Source organism: Paramylibacter ulvae (assembly GCF_014652655.1).
Lineage (GTDB): Bacteria > Pseudomonadota > Alphaproteobacteria > Rhodobacterales > Rhodobacteraceae > Amylibacter > Amylibacter ulvae.
Map to the genome: position 1 here is coordinate 286,951 of NZ_BMZF01000002.1, position 16,675 is coordinate 303,625.

Genomic DNA, 16,675 nt, shown 5'->3' on the forward strand with positions numbered 1-16,675 from the left:
CAATGACTAAAACCGCCCTTATCACCGGTGTAACAGGCCAAGACGGTGCGTATCTGTCCGAACTTTTGTTGGAAAAAGGTTACGAAGTTCATGGCGTTAAACGCCGTTCTTCGTCTTTTAACACGGGTCGTATTGACCATTTGCAAATCGATAGCCACAAGAATTCGAATTTCAATCTACACTATTCCGATATGGTCGATAGCGCGTCGTTGATTTCACTGGTTCAGGATATCCAACCAGATGAAATTTATAACCTTGCTGCGCAAAGCCACGTAAAGGTTTCGTTTGAAATGCCAGAATACACAGCAAACGCGGATGGCATTGGCACCTTGCGATTGCTAGAAGCAATTCGTTTGCTCAAACTGACAGAAAAAACCAAATTTTATCAGGCATCTACGTCAGAGCTTTATGGTAAAGTTCAAGAAATTCCACAAAGCGAAACAACCCCGTTTTATCCGCGATCACCCTATGCGGCGGCGAAATTATATGCCTATTGGATCACGGTGAATTACCGTGAGGGTTATAATATGTTCGCGACCAACGGGATTTTATTCAACCACGAAAGCCCCATTCGTGGGGAGACATTTGTAACACGTAAGATCACTCGCGCAGTTGCAGCGATTGAATTGGGTCTGCAGGACAAATTGATGCTCGGCAATCTGTCCGCGCAACGCGATTGGGGCCATGCGCGCGATTATGTCGAGGGCATGTGGCGCATTTTGCAACACGATACGCCTGATGATTTCGTTTTGGCCACGGGTGAAATGCATTCGGTTCGCGAATTTTGCGAAATCGCATTTTCGCATGTCGGTATTGAAATTCGCTGGGAAGGCGAAGGCGAGGCTGAAAAAGGGTATGATGCCAAAACAAATAAATGTTTGATCGAGGTTGATCCTCGTTATTTCCGCCCAACAGAGGTGGAACAATTGTTGGGTGATCCGACCAAAGCCAAGGAAAAACTTGGCTGGACCCATTCAACACCGTTTCAAAAATTGGTCGAAGAGATGGTCACAGAGGACCGTCAGCTGTTGAAAACCGAACGTCTGGCACGCCGCACATACGGTGCCACGTAATCAGGCCGATTTACGTTTGAAATCTGTGCTCAGCTTATCATAAATTTTTTGAAATGCTGGGCGCAACGTTCCGACTTCCTGTAATATGCTGAGAATCGCCAAAAGTTCGTTTTTTGACCCGCAGCGCTTTAAAATCGTGGCATAGGCATTCAATACACGCGCAGATCCTTGGCTGTTTTCCAACGCAATCAAGCCCAATTTCCGCGCTTGTTCACGGTGGTTTTTCTTACGTGAAAGCGCAAGCGCGGCTTTTAAAACTATTTCGGGATAATTATCGGCGCGTGCCACGATTGATCGATAGCTTTCGATCCCATCATCCACTTGTTTATTTTTTACCTGTGCTTCCGCGAGGTGAGCGGTGAAGAGTATCTGATTTGGTTCAAGTTCGGCAGCATGCTTTAGAGTACGGATACCTTTGCCGATTTGATCATCTGCAATCAAAGCATCACCAAGACGTTTTTGATAGAGCGCATTTTTGGGCATCGCATCGGTTGCTGCGCGATGTAATTTCAATGCGCGTTTCACATCACCCATTTCCAGCGCGTATAAACCCACCATGCTGTCAAATGCATGTTGTGGTGAACAGCGTTCACAGACAGATTTGATGCGCGAGAATAACATTTCTATGCGATCTTTGTGGTGGAATAATCGATGGCGGCGTTTTCCCAAAAACAGCGACCAATCGCGGCTAATCATATCGATGGACACAAATGGTATTTCGATTGGTTTTTTGCCGATAATTCCCCCAACTTTGTTACCACCCGCCGCCGGCGAACCCGGAAGTGCAAACCGCGTGAGCGTTAGGTCGAATGGAAAGAAATTTTCTGGGGTCAATAACTTGTTCAACACCATTTGAAGCGTCGTTTTTTCGGCACCCTGAATGTTTGGGAATGACCAAAGCGAAAGGCAAAGCGATTGGATCGCGCCTGATTTATCGTTTTGCGCAAGATGTGCACGCACGCACATCAGGTTAATCGTGGCCATTGCGATATCAAATTGCAATTCTTGTTTTTGTGCCAATGCACGGATATCCAATGCGGCCTGCGCATCGTCATGCCCAAGATATAATTCGCATAAAATAACATAGATATAGGCGCGGTTCAGGCCCATATCCAAATATTTGCGGGTAATGGCGGCCCCTTGTTTCGATTGATTTTTCTTTAACCAATATTGCGATGCAAATGGCAATGTTTGCCCAACATCGGCAAGCCCGAGAAAATGTTCGGGGCCACTGTCCAAATGAGACACCAGCAATGCCAGCGCGCTATCATGATCTTCAGGTGATAGGGTTTCCTGGACATCGGTAACTGTGCCATTGCCAAATAATGCTGCTGTTTCAGAAAAAGCACTGCCCGGTGGGCCGATAATTTCGTGACACCGCGACATGGCATAAAGGCTCAAAAAATCAAATTGCGCATCGTTCAATATGTCAGTGTCGATCATATCATCAAGCGCAAGCACATGTGATGACATACTCTTTAGGCGATCAACTTCGCGTGGTTCATCGGAAAACACCAAAATCTTGCCGTCTGATTTTTCGCAGTGTCGTTGTAAATGAATATGGTAAAATTCGCGTGGCGTATATTTTTTTGGCCAAACCTTATTGGCGGCATTGCTGTTTGGGTCGATAATATCACCGCGACGAATGTGATATGCGATCGGCGGTGTGTCATCCAATGCGATATTGATTTTGTCGATCATTGACGCGACGACGGGGTTGAATTCCAATCGATCAAACGCAGCAGCAACACCTTTTCGAACCTGTTTTTCATCTTCGTGGGGGAATGTCGCCACACTTGCAAATGCATGTGATAGTAACAGGTTTTTACCCTTGGCGATTTCTGACTTCAGCTTAGCCTCGTCCCAACCAGGATTGCGATAGGCAACCTCAAACATATCGGGTTGCAGGGATTCAAAACTGTCTTTTGCGACAAAATATTTGTCGATGAAATTTTGAGAAAAAATCTGACTTGGGTCTTTGATTTCGTCGCTCATCGTATCGGTAATCAGCCAATACAATTTGAAATCAATGTCGTAATCGGTGGCCACACGCAACGCGTTGAGGATCGCGATCATTCGCGACCCCATGCGATCAACGCGAAAGGCAAAAGCGGCGGATTTTGTTTTTGGCATCATTTCATCTTTGTTCTGAATACCTTGTGTAATCATTGAATGTGGCAATTACTAGAATTCACCTTCAGATTCGGCAAAAACTGTTCTGTTCATTCCATTTGAAATAGTTCAATATTTTGAAAAATCGAAAGAATGGGAAATTATCATGGCACAAAACACACCCGAATTGGCCCGCGCGAAACCACCCGCACTGATCTGGGAAGATGCGTTTTTGATCGAGGACCAATTGACAGAAGAAGAACGCATGATCCGCGACGCCGCACGCGCATATTGCCAAGATAAACTGCAACCCCGTGTGACAGAAGCAAACCGAAACGAGGTGTTTCACCGTGAAATCATGACCGAAATGGGCGAACTTGGATTGCTTGGCTCTACCATCCCAGAAGAGTTCGGTGGAGTTGGTGCAAATTACGTGTCCTATGGTCTTGTCGCGCGCGAGGTAGAGCGGGTAGACAGCGGTTATCGATCCGCGATGTCGGTGCAAAGTTCGTTGGTGATGCATCCAATTTTTGCATATGGCACGGATGAGCAGCGTAAAAAATATCTACCAAAATTGGCAAGTGGTGAATGGGTTGGCTGTTTTGGACTAACCGAACCGGATCATGGGTCTGATCCTGGTGGCATGTTGACTCGCGCCAAACAGGTTGATGGTGGGTATTCAATTTCGGGAGCGAAAAACTGGATCACCAATTCACCCATTGCGGATGTGTTTGTGGTTTGGGCAAAATCAGATGCGCATGATGGTGCGATCAAAGGTTTCGTTTTAGAAAAGGGAATGAAAGGTTTGAATGCCCCCAAGATTGAGGGCAAATTTTCATTGCGGGCATCGACAACCGGTATGATTCAAATGGACGAGGTATTCGTACCAGAGGAAAATTTGTTGCCCAATGTTGCTGGCTTGGCTGGTCCGTTTGGATGTTTGAATCGTGCGCGTTTTGGCATTGCGTGGGGTGCGATGGGGGCTGCTGAATTTTGCTGGCATGCGGCGCGTGATTACACGCTGGAGCGCAAACAATTCGGCAAACCATTAGCGCAAACGCAGCTTATTCAGAAAAAACTGGCGGACATGCAAACGGAAATCTCGCTTGGGCTTCAGGGGTGTTTACGGCTTGGCCGCTTGTTTGATGAACATCGCGCACCTGCCGAATTGATTAGCCTGATGAAACGCAACAACTGTGGCAAGGCATTGGATATCGCGCGTGTGGCGCGTGATATGCACGGCGGTAACGGCGTGTCCGATGAATATGGCGTGATCCGCCATGTGATGAACCTAGAGGCCGTCAATACATACGAGGGCACGCATGATGTTCACGCGTTGATCCTTGGCCGTGCGCAAACGGGATTACAGGCGTTTAATTAGATTACTTCGCGGCGCGCAAAATCATTTGTGCGCCCTTTTCTGCGATCATGATGGTGGGTGAATTGGTGTTGCCTGAAATAATTTTGGGCATCACGGATGCATCAATCACCCGTAGACCATCAACGCCGCGCACCCGCAGTTCTGGATCAACAACAGATTGATCATCAATGCCCATTCGCGCAGTTCCCACGGGATGAAAAATGGTGGAACCAACCATCCCCGCCGCCGTATGGAGTTCAGTTTCGGAAACCCTGTCCGCACCCGGCAAAAATTCATCGGGTTCGTATTGGGACATTTTGGTTTGCGCCATGATATCACGCGCCTGTCGAATGGCATTTGCGGCAACACGTAAATCGGCAGGTTCGGACAGATAGTTTGGCGCGATTTTGGGGTGCGCGCGTGCATCGGGTGATGTGATCGTCACCTGCCCGCGTGATTGCGGGCGCAAATTACATACGCTGATCGTGACTGCATCAAAATTATGTAAGTCTTCGCCAAATGCACCGAGTGATAGCGGTTGAATGTGATATTCTAAATCGGGCGTATCCATTTCAGGGGATGATTTGGTGAACGCACCCAGTTGGCTTGGTGACATCGACATCGGCCCGCTACGCTTTAATGCGTATTCAATGCCGATACGCGCCTTACCCATCAGCGAATTGGCCATGGTGTTTAGAGTCTTGGTATTCTTAACTTTCCAAACGCAACGCAATTGCAAATGGTCTTGTAGATTTTTACCCACATCTGGAATGTGGTGAACAACATCGATACCCAACGTTTGCAAATCGTCGCCGTCGCCAATGCCAGACAGTTGCAAAATTTGTGGCGAACCGATTGCGCCAGCACTTAAAATGACCTCGGCCTTGGCGAAAAAATTTGTGCCATCCAGCAGCTTCACGCCAATGGCGCGTTTTTTTTCAAAGATAATATTTTGCACTTGGCTCTTGGTGCGCACGGTTAGGTTTGGTCTGTTTTTCACAGGGCGTAAGAACCCCTTGGATGTGTTCCAACGCCAGCCAGATTTTTGATTCACTTTGAAATAACCAACACCAAAGTTATCGCCAGTGTTGAAATCATCGCTGATCGGAACACCCGTTTGGACAAATGCATCTTGGATTGAATCCAACACATTCCAGCGAAGCCGTTGTTCTTCGACGCGCCATTCACCACCGGCGCCGTGGTGATCCGTTTTGCCGGTGAACGAATCCTCTGATTTTTGAAACAACGGTAACACATCTTCCCAGCCCCAACCGGTGCAACCCATCTGTGCCCAGCCATCGTAATCCGCAGCCTGACCACGGATATAGAGCATGCCATTGATTGATGATGAACCACCCAAAACGCGCCCGCGCGGGTACAAAAGGCTGCGATCATTTAGTCCCTTTTCGGGTTCGGTTTTAAATTGCCAATCGGTGCGCGGGTTGCCGATGCAGTACAGATATCCAACGGGGATATGGATCCAGTGGTAATTGTCTTTGCCGCCTGCCTCTAATAACAGCACGCGGTTTTTGGGGTTTTCAGACAGGCGATTGGCCAAAACACAGCCAGCAGAACCAGCGCCAACAATAATATAATCGTATTGATTTTCGCCGCTGCTATCTTGTGTCAATGTACCCGCCCCATAAATTTTATGGGGCAGCTTTTCATGGTTTTAATAATCAAACAACTGTTTTTAGGCGGCGTTAGCGCGCCATTTCAACGGCGATTTGGCTGGCTAAACGGGCATTGTTGAGCACAAGCGCGATATTTGCTGTCAATGATTTACCGTCGGTCAGTTCAAATATGCGTTGCAACAAAAACGGGGTCACGGATTTCGCCGCGATGTTTTGTGCTTCGGCTTCCGACAGTGCTTGTTCGATGATTGGCGCGAGAATGTCGGCACCGATTTCATCGTCGGCTGGGATTGGGTTGGCGATCAATTGACCACCGGGCAATCCCATGTTTTCGCGCATGATATGCGCGCTGGCAATGTCACGGGCCGTGTCCATACGCAGTGGCGCTGCAATATCAGACGAGCGTGACCAAAACGCGGGAATTTGCGATTGGGCGTATGCGATCACAGGCACACCGAGCGTTTCCAACACCTCTAATGTTTTCGGAATATCAAGGATCGCCTTTGGCCCTGCTGCCACGACGGACACAGGTGTTTGTGCCAATTCTTGCAGATCAGCAGAAATATCAAATGTGAGTTCGGCGCCGCGATGGACACCACCAATACCACCTGTTGCAAACACTTTGATATCGGCCAGTGCGGCACCAATCATCGTGGCGGCAACAGTGGTTGCACCCGTGCCACCCATGGCAATACAAGCGGCCAAATCAGCACGCGAAAGTTTGGCAACATCCTTGGCCTGTGCCAGTGCGGCCAGTTGCGTTTCCTCTAATCCAATACACAAATTGCCATCGATCACGGCGATGGTTGCGGGGACAGCGCCATTGTCACGCACAACTTGTTCCACACGCTGTGCGGTTTCCATGTTTTGCGGGTATGGCATGCCGTGGGTGATGATGGTTGATTCCAACGCCACGATTGGTGCGCCACTTTTGCGTGCGGCAGCAACTGCGCTGGAATAGGTTATTGGGATCATAGGTTCGTGTCTCCTGAAACGTAATCTGCCGCGGCTTTGAGTGCGGAATTCAATGCTTGTTCTTGCGGTTCGCCGCGTGTTTCAGCGGCAATATGGGCGGCCATAAACGTGTCGCCTGCGCCTGTGACGCGCGTGACCAAAACGGGTGGTGGCGTGGCGGAAATAAATCCATCTGCGCTGCCCTCTGTGGCCATATCGCCACTATCAGTGACCAATACGCGGTGCGCACCGTTTGCGATCAACGCTTTTGCCGCAGCATCAGAATTGGCAAATTCCGAGTGGCAGAGCAGTGACGCCTCTTCTAGGTTTACATAAAGCGTTGCACCTTGGTGGCCAAGCACGGGCAACAAGCGTTCCGCTTTTCCAGGGCTTGCAGGTGCGATACGCAAATCGGCGGATTTGAATAGCGGGCTTTTGGCGATATCAGACAACAGCGACAACGTGAGGTTACCATCAAGCGCGATGATGCCAGCATATGGTTTGTCAGCGCTGCCCAGTCGTCCGTCAGCTAGTGGTGTTAAAATTTTATCGCCAGCAGCCTCTAGTGAATGGGCATCTGCGATTGCTGCAATCAATCCATTGGCGCCCTCGACTGCCATATAGCGATCTGTTGGCAGATCAATTGACGCATAAACGTGATCTGTGATCATACCCATTCGCTCGCAAGCGGATAGTAATTCACGCCCCTCGTCATCCTGACCAATCGCGGTTAGCAACGCAGGGGTAAGCCCAAAGCGGCGCAAAGTCATTGCGATATTCATTGCGACACCACCGGGAATGCGCGTTATCCGCCCGGGAACATCAGAACCCACACGCAGATGGCTGCTCGATCGGCCGATAATATCCCACAGAACAGAACCGACGCATAAAATTTTTGGTGTTGTTGTCATAGGCGCACCTTGTGAACATTCTGTTCACAGTTGGCAAGCCGGTTATTGTTTGTTGAACTGAACCGATTTGAAAACACCGGTGGCGTTGCGCGATGTTATGGCAGCTTTGCCCAGAAATTGTCGTGACCCATCATTAGGATTCACGAACCACAGCCCAAGGTGATTGGATTCAATTGCCACTACCCCGCCTGTTTCGTAATTTGTAAAATACGTCATAAGATTTTCCGCCATGTCGGCGGTGAATTTTATCACTGTGTTTTCATTTGTTACCGTTTGCATATTTCCCCACAATCTCAGCGTACTTGGTTGCGACACTTTTGATCCAAGACGCAGCATAACGTAAAAATGCCGCGTTTTAAACCACCGTATGTTCACATTTCACTACGGCGAAGCATATCAGGTATTTTATAACAATATTGTTACTGATAAAAGTGCTTCATTCGTTGAAAGTTTTATTGTTATGCTTGCTAGTATTATACCTAATTTTGAAGAAAATGTGGCGCCCATAAAAAAAATGGGAAAATCCGGATTTGTTTTGGCTGTCAATCTGACGGTTAGGGGGCCAAATTTTTGGTACACAACCTATCCCAAACAGTGGCAAGCCAAATATCAGCGGAGAAATTATTTCGCGCTAGATCCGATATTTATGTGGAGCGTCACGAACGAAGGCGTAAAGCGATGGTCAGAAATCCCGTTGCCCGATATGCGCGGTATTTTAAAGGAAGCTAACCTTGATTTTGGAATGAAATACGGTGTCGTTATTTCGCGAAAAATTCAATATAAACGATCCTTTGTCGCAGCTGCGCGTGCCGATCGTGATTTTACCGATGGGGAAATTGCGGCGCTTAATCAAGCATTCGAAAAAATATTGAATGAGGTTGCGGCTGATCCAAAATTATCTGCTGGCGAGATACAGGTTCTGCGATGCCTTCGCGATGGTATGGGACAACGCGAAATTGCCCAAACCATCGGCATTTCAGAATCAGCGGTAAAGCAGCGCTGCGGCAAAGCGCTGCATAAATTGGGAGCCAAAACGCGGACTCAAGCGGTGGCAATTTCGGTGGGAAAACAGCTTTTATAAAGGAAAAACTGTCCGAAAAGACAGTAAATCGCCGGTTAATTTGAAATAATTTCAACTCTTGTTAAGGTTTAACATGACAAAAATTATTCACTTTTAAATAGCGAACACAGAATGTTGAAGAAAAATAATAACCAAGAAAAACTTGCAACAAAAGTAAACTCCACAGTGCATTGCTGCGAATGTAACAAAGAACTTCCAACAGAAGACCAAGCAGGTGTCGAAAACGAATATTGCGCGGATTGTCAGCGCAAGTTTCAGGCAATTATTGACTTACAAACCGAGTGCAAGGCCGCATCATAGGATCAGATGGATTTGGTCCAATCCAAAACCACCTTGCCGCTCGCCCCACTTTTCATCGCTGCGAACCCTTGTTCAAAATCGTCGACGTCAAAATGATGGGTGATCACATTGCTCACGTCCAAACCGTTTTGCAGCATGGCGATCATTTTGTACCACGTTTCAAAAATTTCACGGCCATAAACGCCTTTGATTGTGATGGCTTTGAATACGATACGCGACCAATCAACAGGTGATTTGCCAGGTGGAATACCCAGCATCGCGATGCGCCCGCCCATTACCATGGCCTCGATCATTTGATCCAGAGCGACTTGATTGCCCGACATTTCCATGCCGACATCAAATCCTTGTTTCATCTTAAGGCGCGGAATCACATCGGCCAATTCTTCGTTTGCTACATTCACGGGCACCAAATCGGTTACCTGTTCTGCCAACGCCAAACGCGCGGGGTTTATATCCGTGATCACCACGTTTCGCGCACCCGCATGGCGCGCCACGGCTGCGGCCATAATGCCGATCGGGCCAGCACCCGTTATCAACACGTCTTCGCCGATTAAATCAAATGACAACGCGGTGTGAACTGCATTGCCCAACGGATCCAAAATCGCGCCGATATCGTCTGAAATTTCATCGGGCAATGGCACCACATTAAACGCAGGCAAACGCAGGTATTGCGCAAATGCGCCCTGTTCATTCACACCAATGCCGCGGGTATCAGGGTCTAGATGGAAATGCCCCGCGCGCGATTGACGGCTGTTTTTACCAATAAGGTGCCCCTCGCCCGAACAGCGTTGTCCAACGGTAAGTTCGGTTACATTCGCACCCAATTCAACAATTTCACCAGCGAATTCATGCCCTGTAATCATTGGCACTGGCACGGTTTTCTGCGCCCAATCATCCCAGTTCCAGATGTGGATATCTGTGCCACAAATGCCTGTTTTGTTGATGCGGATCAATACATCATCTGGCCCAATTTCGGGCACTGGGCTTTGTTGCATCCACAGGCCTTGTTCTGGTTTTGCTTTGACAAGTGATTTCATTTGATTGCTCATGATAACACTCCGGTTTTGCGTCCAGCCTTTGCAAATGCATCCAGCGCGAAATCCAGATCATCGCGGGTTAAGGCGGCATTCATTTGCGTGCGAATGCGCGCTTGTCCTTTGGGAACAACTGGGAAAAAGAAACCCGCAACATATACGCTGCGATTATATAGTTCTGCTGCCATATCTTGGGCAAGGCGCGCATCACCCAGCATCACGGGAATGATCGGATGTTCGCCAGACAGTAATTCAAAGCCAAGGTCGGTTAAACCTGTTCGCCAGTAATGCGCGTTTTCAAACAATTGTTTGCGCAGATCATCGCCCTGTTCAATCAAATCGAGCGCGGCCATCCCTGCCATCACAATCGCGGGTGGTAATGAATTTGAAAACAGATATGGGCGGGCGCGTTGGCGCAATAAATCAACCACGGCCTGTGGGCCAGCGATATATCCACCGATGGCGCCACCCAATGCTTTGCCCAGTGTGCCCGTTAGAATATCAACATCAACGCCAAAATGAGCTGGCGTTCCCTTGCCTTTTGGCCCCATGAAGCCAGTGGAATGACAATCATCCACCATCACCAGCGCATTGTGTTTTGCCGCCAATTTATTAATCGCGGGCAAATTTGCCAAATACCCATCCATCGAGAACACACCATCGGTTGCGATCATAATAAACCGCGCACCGTTTCTACGTGCGGCGATCAATTGTGTTTCCAAATCTGCCATATCTGAATTTGCATAACGATAACGCTTTGCTTTGCACAGGCGGATGCCATCGATGATGGAAGCGTGGTTTAAGCTGTCTGAAATAATGGCGTCTTCTGGCCCAAGCAGTGGTTCAAACAGACCACCGTTTGCGTCAAAACATGCGGCAAACAAAATTGCGTCATCTTTGTTCAAAAACCGCGCAAGGCGTTGTTCCAATTGTCGGTGAATATCCTGTGTGCCACAGATAAACCGCACCGATGCCATGCCAAACCCATGTTCATCCAGCGCACCCTTTGCGGCCGCGATCAGCGCGGGGTGATCCGCAAGACCCAGATAATTATTCGCACAAAGGTTCACCATTTCACTGTGCCCATTGGTGGGATGATCGACAGTGATCCGACCCGCTTGCGGTGATACAATCATGCGCTCGCGTTTGTACAAACCGTCAGCGTCGATTTCAGTGAGGGTGTTTGTGATGTGATCTAGAAATTCTGTGGACATTATCGTGCCTCCTGTATGTTGGAGGAATATCCATTAAGGTGAACTGTGTCAAGATACGGGAATCTATGACGTCATATTGGAATTCATCCGTTATGCATTTTTAACGATCAATAGCGCACGGGCGGGGCTTTCCGCCTGTATCGCGTGGTTTTTATCTGCTTCGTACCGTGCGGTATCACCCTTTGCCAATTGTACGCTGTGCCCATGGCTTGTTACCTTTAGCGCACCTTCCAAAACTGTAATTGATTCAAGGCATCCGCGCTTGTGTGGTGCGCTATCCATCAACGCATTGGCGTTAAACGTTATGTCATAAACCTCCGTTTCGCCAACGTCGCTTGGGGCGCTTAATATTCGGATGGTGCATCCCGATTCTTTTTGCGAAATTACGGGTGTTTCATCCGCGCTAATATATTCTTTGATCGGGTGGTGTTCGTCTTGATCTTCGTCAAGCAACCCCGCAAAATCGACATTCAATGCACGGGTTAAATTCCAAAGGCTTGCCACTGTTGGACTGGAACCGCCTCGCTCGATTTGCGAGAGCATGGATCGCGAAACACCAGACAGTTTTGCCAAAGCATCAAGGCTTAAACCCTTGGCTGTGCGCGCCTCTTTCAGGCGGTTTGCCAATCTAATGGTGATTTCAGGTTTTGACGACACGCGACAATTTCCTTTTCAAGTTTAATACGTCTTGCAAGGCGTTAGGTAGTTAGATGAAGCCCCAAATTTCCAAAATAGGAATGGCGCAGATCGCTTCTTTTCATTGTGATGACCAGATCGCGGTTTTCGGCCCAAACCCAACCCATCATTGCACTGCTTGGAAGTTCCAGCAATACAACATCGTCGCTGTCTTGACCGATAAACAGATCAATATTTCCGCGTGGAATATTGCCGACTGCGCCAATTTCACGTCGCGCATCAAACGCCCAAAGTGATTCATAATATGCACGGTGCGTATCTGGCAAACTGTTGGGCGCTTGCGTGTATAAATGTTTGCAATATTCATACATCGCTCGCTGGTAATCGCGTTGGTTATCTTGGAAAAATGTTTCCCCGAAAAAGAAACTTACTAATCCAAAACTCGCTTCTAACTCGGTATCGGTGAACGGTTTAGTTTGCGCCTGATTTTGGGCAGTGTCCAACAACATTTGGAATTTCGATAACTGTCCGTCCATTTGTGAAACGGTTTGGTTATACTGTGCCAGTTGATCTGGATTCATCGTGTTTGATTTCAGTTTCATCGCATTGCGATCAACGAATGCGGAGCGTTGTGATTGTTTTTGCGTTTTGATGAATTTCAAAACGTGAAGTGTTGACGCCCAATCAAACGGACGAAAATGAGGTTGTTGAATATCAAATGGAATCGCTGTGCGCGGATCGGGGCGCGCAGGGCCAGTGATTGCGTTGTCTTCTTGCCAATCAAACGGATCATCCATGCCCATTGTGTGCACTCCAAATTGAACCGGCCAGCGCGGTGATACAGGTTGATAAACCAGCCCCGTTTCCATTTTGGGTTCAAACCATTGTTGCATTTTATCGGATGGGGTCGGCGCCGAACGTGGTTTACCCAACGTTTGCGTATATAAAATCAGCGGTGTTGGCGGCCAAGATTCAGTCAAGAACACCACCAGCCAACCTTTGCGTGGGCCTGCACCACCCCAAACATGCGGGTGAATATCTGCACAATTTATCTGTGCCAAAAAATGCATGTGATCGTTGGGTGCTACTGGCCAATTTGCCTCGTCTGGTAAATAGGGGTGCCCGCCAAACCAGCTGTTGTAGGCAACATCTGTTCGGATCGGAACTTGGGGAACAATTCGAAGCGAGGTCGGCGGGTTTTCCCGTTCCTTTGCTTCGCGTTGTTCCAAACTGTTATTGCCAGCCCCAGCCTTCATCATGTCGGCAATCAACCCACCATCGCCACCATATTCTTTGACTTCGCTGTCGCTCGCACTGGCTGATTTGCGTCGATTCCATAACCACGCAACACCGTAATGCATCGTTAACAATGCCAGCGTAATGGCCGCGATGATCGGTGCCGCTTGAATATGGTGTGAAATGGTTTCGATCAGATCCATGAGTTTAGCTCTGCAGTATTAGGTTGAGGTTTAAAGTTCAGATTGGTTGCAAGAATAGTGCACTTAAAAACATATGGTTAGCAACGCTTTGCGTCGAATTTTGGGCAAAAATTTCAATTGTGTGTTGCCACGTTCGTGGGCCTAAACGCTACGTGCCGCAAAATGTTTTATAGGGTCCAAAATCTGTCGGCGCTGGTTTCGCATAAGTTTCTGCGTTTGATTGCGGTGTAAATGGATGTTTTAGCACCGCCAATAAATCGTCAAACGGGTTCATATCGCCATCGTTAACCGCTGCAGTAAGCGCGCCCTCGACCAGATGATTGCGTGGGATATACAGCGGATTAACCGCGTTCATTGCAGCAACGCGTTCCTCAGGGTTGATCGTTTCTTGGGTAAGGCGTTCTTGCCAACGTGATACCCATGCCCTGAAGCCCTCCGAATTTGGAACCAAAGCAAATACATCGTTGTTGTTCCCGCTTGTCGCATTTGCCAATGCACGAAATAATTGAGTGAAATCGACCCGCTGGTTTTCGATTGATGTGAACAGTTGATTTATTAAATCTTCGTCATCGCCATGCGCAGAGGACAAACCGATTTTTGCGCGCATTCCGTTGACCCAATGACGGGCGTATGTTTCGTCAAATTTATTAATCTCGACCGTCGCAATTTCGATTGCGCGATCTGTATTTTGATCAATGAGCGGTAACAAGGATTCCGCCAACCGTGCCAAATTCCATTTGGCCATTTTGGGTTGATTGCCATAGGCATATCGCCCATTTGCATCAATCGAGCTATAGACCGCATCAATCGCGTATTGATCGATAAACGCACAGGGGCCGTAATCGATTGTTTCTCCGCTAATGGTCATATTATCGGTATTCATCACGCCGTGGACAAATCCAACCAACATCCATTTTGCAACCAATTCTGCCTGCGCTGCGCAAACCGATTGCAACAAGGCGATATAGGGATTGTTTGCATTGGCCATATCTGGGTAATGACGATGGATCGCGTAATCTGCCAATTGGCGTAGCTTTTCATTTTCTTGACGTGCGGCAAAAAATTGGAATGTGCCGACGCGCAGATGGCTGCTGGCAATGCGCGCCAATACAGCACCGGGTTGATATCCCTCGCGCAAGATGTCTTCGCCAGTGGTGACGGCGGCCAGTGCGCGTGTTGTTGGGATATTCAGTGCATGCATTGCCTCGCCCATCATATATTCCCGCAGCACCGGGCCAAGCACGGCCTTGCCATCGCCTCCGCGTGAAAATGGGGTGCGCCCCGATCCCTTGAGATGCAAATCTTGGCGGGTGCCGTTTTTGGCGATAATTTCGCCCAAAAGAATTGCGCGCCCATCGCCAAGCTGTGGTGAAAACCCGCCGAATTGATGGCCCGCATAGGCTTGTGCCAGCGGGCTTGCGCCTGTTGGCGCAATGGTTCCAGCGAATATTGCTGCACCATCAGATGAGTTTAACGCATCTGCATCTAGCCCCAATTCAAATGCCAAATCGTGATTAAACTTTACGATTTTTGCATCTGGAGCGGAATCGCCCTGCCATTGCACATAGAACCCATCCAGTTCACGCGCATATGTATTATCAAAATGAAAATCGATGGGCATCAGTGGCTTTCAATGGTTATTCTGCGGCGTCATTGCGTGGTAAAACCCAATCTGGGCGGATAAAATGACAAGTGTAACCGTTGGGAATGCGTTTCAAATAGTCCTGATGTTCGGGCTCGGCTTCCCAAAATGCGCCGACGGGTTCAACCTCTGTCACGACGGGGGCGGGCCACAGGCCAGATGCGTTTACATCCACAATTGTACGCAACGCTTCGCTGTGTTGATCTTCGTCCGTGTAATAAATTGCGGAACGATAAGACGCGCCCATATCGTTGCCTTGACGGTTCGCCGTGGTTGGGTCGTGAATTTGAAAAAAGAATTCCAATAATTTACGATAACTGATGGTGGCGTCATCATAAATAATTTCGATCCCTTCGGCATGGGTGCCGTGATTGCGATAGGTTGCGTTTTCCACATCACCGCCCGTGTAACCCACACGGGTGGATATAACGCCATCCATATTGCGGATTAAATCCTGCATTCCCCAAAAACAACCGCCTGCCAAAACCGCGCGTGATTGTGCCATGTTAGATATCCTCTACTTGGTCGATGTAATCGCCGTAACCTTCATCCTCCATCGCATCGCGATGAACGAAACGCAAGGATGCAGAATTAATGCAATACCGCAGCCCACCGTGATCGGGCGGGCCATCGGTGAATACGTGCCCAAGGTGGCTGTTGCCATGGGTGGAACGCACCTCGACGCGCACCATGCCATGCGTTTCATCGCGCAGTTCGTTCATGTGTGCAGGTTCAATTGGTTTGGTAAAACTTGGCCAACCGCAACCGGATTCATATTTGTCCGATGACGCAAACAACGGTTCACCCGTGATCAGATCGACATAAATTCCGGGTTCTTTGTTATTCAAATATTCACCCGTACCTGGGCGTTCCGTACCATTTTGTTGTGTGACGCGAAATTGTTCTGGTGTCAGGTTGGCCAGCGCCTCTTGGGATTTTTCATAGGTTTTCATGGCAATGCTCCAACGGTTATAGTTGGTGCCAATGTGGCGTGTTTATCCCGAAATACCAACGGGATTCCGTGATTTGTGTACAATTTTCACGTAAAAATGAGCCACAGGCAAAAACCTGTGACTCATTTAGCCGATAGAGATTTCATCGACTTTCCTAGGAGTATTTCCAAGTGTTGGAATGATGCCAATCTATTCTTGTGCGAGATGTGTTTTCGCCCAAGCCTTTTCGCTTGGCATGTGATTTCTGTTTGCAACGGGCTTTTCAAAATGTTGATCCGCCTGTTCATACAGTTTGTTGATCAATCTAATCTGTTGCACCTTTTTAGATTGCT

The 16,675-nt window shown here is 48.3% G+C and carries 17 protein-coding genes; 4 read left to right on the forward strand and 13 right to left on the reverse strand.

What is annotated here, in order from left to right:
* The first annotated feature begins 2 nt into the window (after window positions 1-2).
* Entirely contained in the window at window positions 3-1,073 is a 1,071-nt protein-coding gene (gmd, locus tag IE094_RS06145; RefSeq protein WP_189639705.1) for a GDP-mannose 4,6-dehydratase, read from the forward strand.
* Here the strand turns inward: gmd and IE094_RS06150 are convergent, their stop codons facing one another.
* A complete protein-coding gene (locus tag IE094_RS06150) occupies window positions 1,074-3,242 on the reverse strand; it encodes a hypothetical protein (RefSeq protein ID WP_229802093.1) in 2,169 nt (722 codons plus the stop codon).
* Between the two features lie 109 nt (window positions 3,243-3,351).
* Between IE094_RS06150 and IE094_RS06155 the strand changes: the two genes are divergently transcribed.
* The gene (locus IE094_RS06155) at window positions 3,352-4,566 is read left to right on the forward strand and encodes an acyl-CoA dehydrogenase (protein ID WP_189639707.1); all 1,215 of its coding nucleotides are present in this window, start codon (window positions 3,352-3,354) and stop codon (window positions 4,564-4,566) included.
* A 1-nt stretch (window position 4,567) separates the two neighbouring features.
* On the opposite strand, the gene IE094_RS06160 is transcribed toward IE094_RS06155, so the two are convergent.
* The 4 genes from IE094_RS06160 to IE094_RS06175 all read right to left on the reverse strand — a co-directional run bounded on the left by IE094_RS06160 (window position 4,568) and on the right by IE094_RS06175 (window position 8,323).
* Complete coding sequence (locus IE094_RS06160) at window positions 4,568-6,175, reverse strand: GMC family oxidoreductase (protein WP_189639708.1); 1,608 nt, start codon at window positions 6,173-6,175, stop codon at window positions 4,568-4,570.
* A gap of 73 nt (window positions 6,176-6,248) precedes the next feature.
* Window positions 6,249-7,154: a pseudouridine-5'-phosphate glycosidase gene (locus IE094_RS06165; protein WP_189639709.1), complete on the reverse strand. Its 906-nt coding sequence runs from the start codon at window positions 7,152-7,154 to the stop codon at window positions 6,249-6,251.
* Window positions 7,151-8,044, reverse strand: coding sequence for a PfkB family carbohydrate kinase (locus IE094_RS06170; RefSeq protein WP_189639710.1), 894 nt, complete (start codon window positions 8,042-8,044; stop codon window positions 7,151-7,153). The genes IE094_RS06165 and IE094_RS06170 overlap by 4 nt, the downstream gene beginning before the upstream one ends.
* 42 nt (window positions 8,045-8,086) lie before the next feature.
* Window positions 8,087-8,323, reverse strand: a complete 237-nt coding sequence (locus IE094_RS06175) for a hypothetical protein (RefSeq protein ID WP_189639711.1) — start codon at window positions 8,321-8,323, stop codon at window positions 8,087-8,089.
* An 88-nt stretch (window positions 8,324-8,411) separates the two neighbouring features.
* On the opposite strand from IE094_RS06175, the gene IE094_RS06180 reads away from it, so the two are divergent.
* Together IE094_RS06180 and IE094_RS15530 are read left to right on the forward strand one after the other, a co-directional pair.
* Window positions 8,412-9,125 carry a helix-turn-helix transcriptional regulator gene (locus IE094_RS06180; RefSeq protein WP_189639712.1) on the forward strand — a complete coding sequence of 238 codons (714 nt, stop codon included), beginning with the start codon at window positions 8,412-8,414 and terminating at the stop codon, window positions 9,123-9,125.
* A gap of 111 nt (window positions 9,126-9,236) precedes the next feature.
* On the forward strand, window positions 9,237-9,425 hold the full coding sequence (locus tag IE094_RS15530; protein ID WP_229802099.1) for a hypothetical protein: 189 nt from the start codon (window positions 9,237-9,239) through the stop codon (window positions 9,423-9,425).
* Between the two features lie 2 nt (window positions 9,426-9,427).
* Here the strand turns inward: IE094_RS15530 and tdh are convergent, their stop codons facing one another.
* From tdh to IE094_RS15600, 8 genes are all read right to left on the reverse strand, one after another.
* Window positions 9,428-10,474 (reverse strand): L-threonine 3-dehydrogenase, encoded by a 1,047-nt coding sequence (tdh, locus tag IE094_RS06185; RefSeq protein ID WP_189639713.1) that lies wholly within the window; start codon window positions 10,472-10,474, stop codon window positions 9,428-9,430.
* Window positions 10,471-11,673: a glycine C-acetyltransferase gene (locus IE094_RS06190; protein WP_189639714.1), complete on the reverse strand. Its 1,203-nt coding sequence runs from the start codon at window positions 11,671-11,673 to the stop codon at window positions 10,471-10,473. The genes tdh and IE094_RS06190 overlap by 4 nt, the downstream gene beginning before the upstream one ends.
* Window positions 11,674-11,763: 90 nt before the next feature.
* Window positions 11,764-12,330 carry a helix-turn-helix domain-containing protein gene (locus IE094_RS06195; RefSeq protein ID WP_229802100.1) on the reverse strand — a complete coding sequence of 189 codons (567 nt, stop codon included), beginning with the start codon at window positions 12,328-12,330 and terminating at the stop codon, window positions 11,764-11,766.
* A gap of 41 nt (window positions 12,331-12,371) precedes the next feature.
* Window positions 12,372-13,748, reverse strand: coding sequence for a DUF1963 domain-containing protein (locus IE094_RS06200; RefSeq protein WP_189639715.1), 1,377 nt, complete (start codon window positions 13,746-13,748; stop codon window positions 12,372-12,374).
* 148 nt (window positions 13,749-13,896) lie between these two features.
* A complete protein-coding gene (locus IE094_RS06205) occupies window positions 13,897-15,363 on the reverse strand; it encodes a protein adenylyltransferase SelO (protein WP_308429205.1) in 1,467 nt (488 codons plus the stop codon).
* Between the two features lie 22 nt (window positions 15,364-15,385).
* On the reverse strand, window positions 15,386-15,895 hold the full coding sequence (gene msrA, locus IE094_RS06210; protein WP_189639717.1) for a peptide-methionine (S)-S-oxide reductase MsrA: 510 nt from the start codon (window positions 15,893-15,895) through the stop codon (window positions 15,386-15,388).
* Between the two features lies 1 nt (window position 15,896).
* Window positions 15,897-16,343 carry a peptide-methionine (R)-S-oxide reductase MsrB gene (msrB, locus tag IE094_RS06215; RefSeq protein ID WP_189639718.1) on the reverse strand — a complete coding sequence of 149 codons (447 nt, stop codon included), beginning with the start codon at window positions 16,341-16,343 and terminating at the stop codon, window positions 15,897-15,899.
* A 189-nt stretch (window positions 16,344-16,532) separates the two neighbouring features.
* Window positions 16,533-16,661: a hypothetical protein gene (locus IE094_RS15600; protein WP_268247214.1), complete on the reverse strand. Its 129-nt coding sequence runs from the start codon at window positions 16,659-16,661 to the stop codon at window positions 16,533-16,535.
* Window positions 16,662-16,675: the final 14 nt, after the last annotated feature.

Bases quoted from the DNA above. Each gene is read 5' to 3' on its own strand.
- IE094_RS06175 (WP_189639711.1), bottom strand. From the start codon at position 8,323: ATGCAAACGGTAACAAATGAAAACACAGTGATAAAATTCACCGCCGAC.
- tdh (WP_189639713.1), bottom strand. From the start codon at position 10,474: ATGAGCAATCAAATGAAATCACTTGTCAAAGCAAAACCAGAACAAGGC.
- IE094_RS15530 (WP_229802099.1), top strand. From the start codon at position 9,237: ATGTTGAAGAAAAATAATAACCAAGAAAAACTTGCAACAAAAGTAAAC.
- IE094_RS06190 (WP_189639714.1), bottom strand. From the start codon at position 11,673: ATGTCCACAGAATTTCTAGATCACATCACAAACACCCTCACTGAAATC.
- gmd (WP_189639705.1), top strand. From the start codon at position 3: ATGACTAAAACCGCCCTTATCACCGGTGTAACAGGCCAAGACGGTGCG.
- IE094_RS06180 (WP_189639712.1), top strand. From the start codon at position 8,412: ATGTTCACATTTCACTACGGCGAAGCATATCAGGTATTTTATAACAAT.
- IE094_RS06150 (WP_229802093.1), bottom strand. From the start codon at position 3,242: ATGATTACACAAGGTATTCAGAACAAAGATGAAATGATGCCAAAAACA.
- IE094_RS06170 (WP_189639710.1), bottom strand. From the start codon at position 8,044: ATGACAACAACACCAAAAATTTTATGCGTCGGTTCTGTTCTGTGGGAT.
- IE094_RS06165 (WP_189639709.1), bottom strand. From the start codon at position 7,154: ATGATCCCAATAACCTATTCCAGCGCAGTTGCTGCCGCACGCAAAAGT.
- IE094_RS06155 (WP_189639707.1), top strand. From the start codon at position 3,352: ATGGCACAAAACACACCCGAATTGGCCCGCGCGAAACCACCCGCACTG.
- msrB (WP_189639718.1), bottom strand. From the start codon at position 16,343: ATGAAAACCTATGAAAAATCCCAAGAGGCGCTGGCCAACCTGACACCA.
- IE094_RS06200 (WP_189639715.1), bottom strand. From the start codon at position 13,748: ATGGATCTGATCGAAACCATTTCACACCATATTCAAGCGGCACCGATC.
- msrA (WP_189639717.1), bottom strand. From the start codon at position 15,895: ATGGCACAATCACGCGCGGTTTTGGCAGGCGGTTGTTTTTGGGGAATG.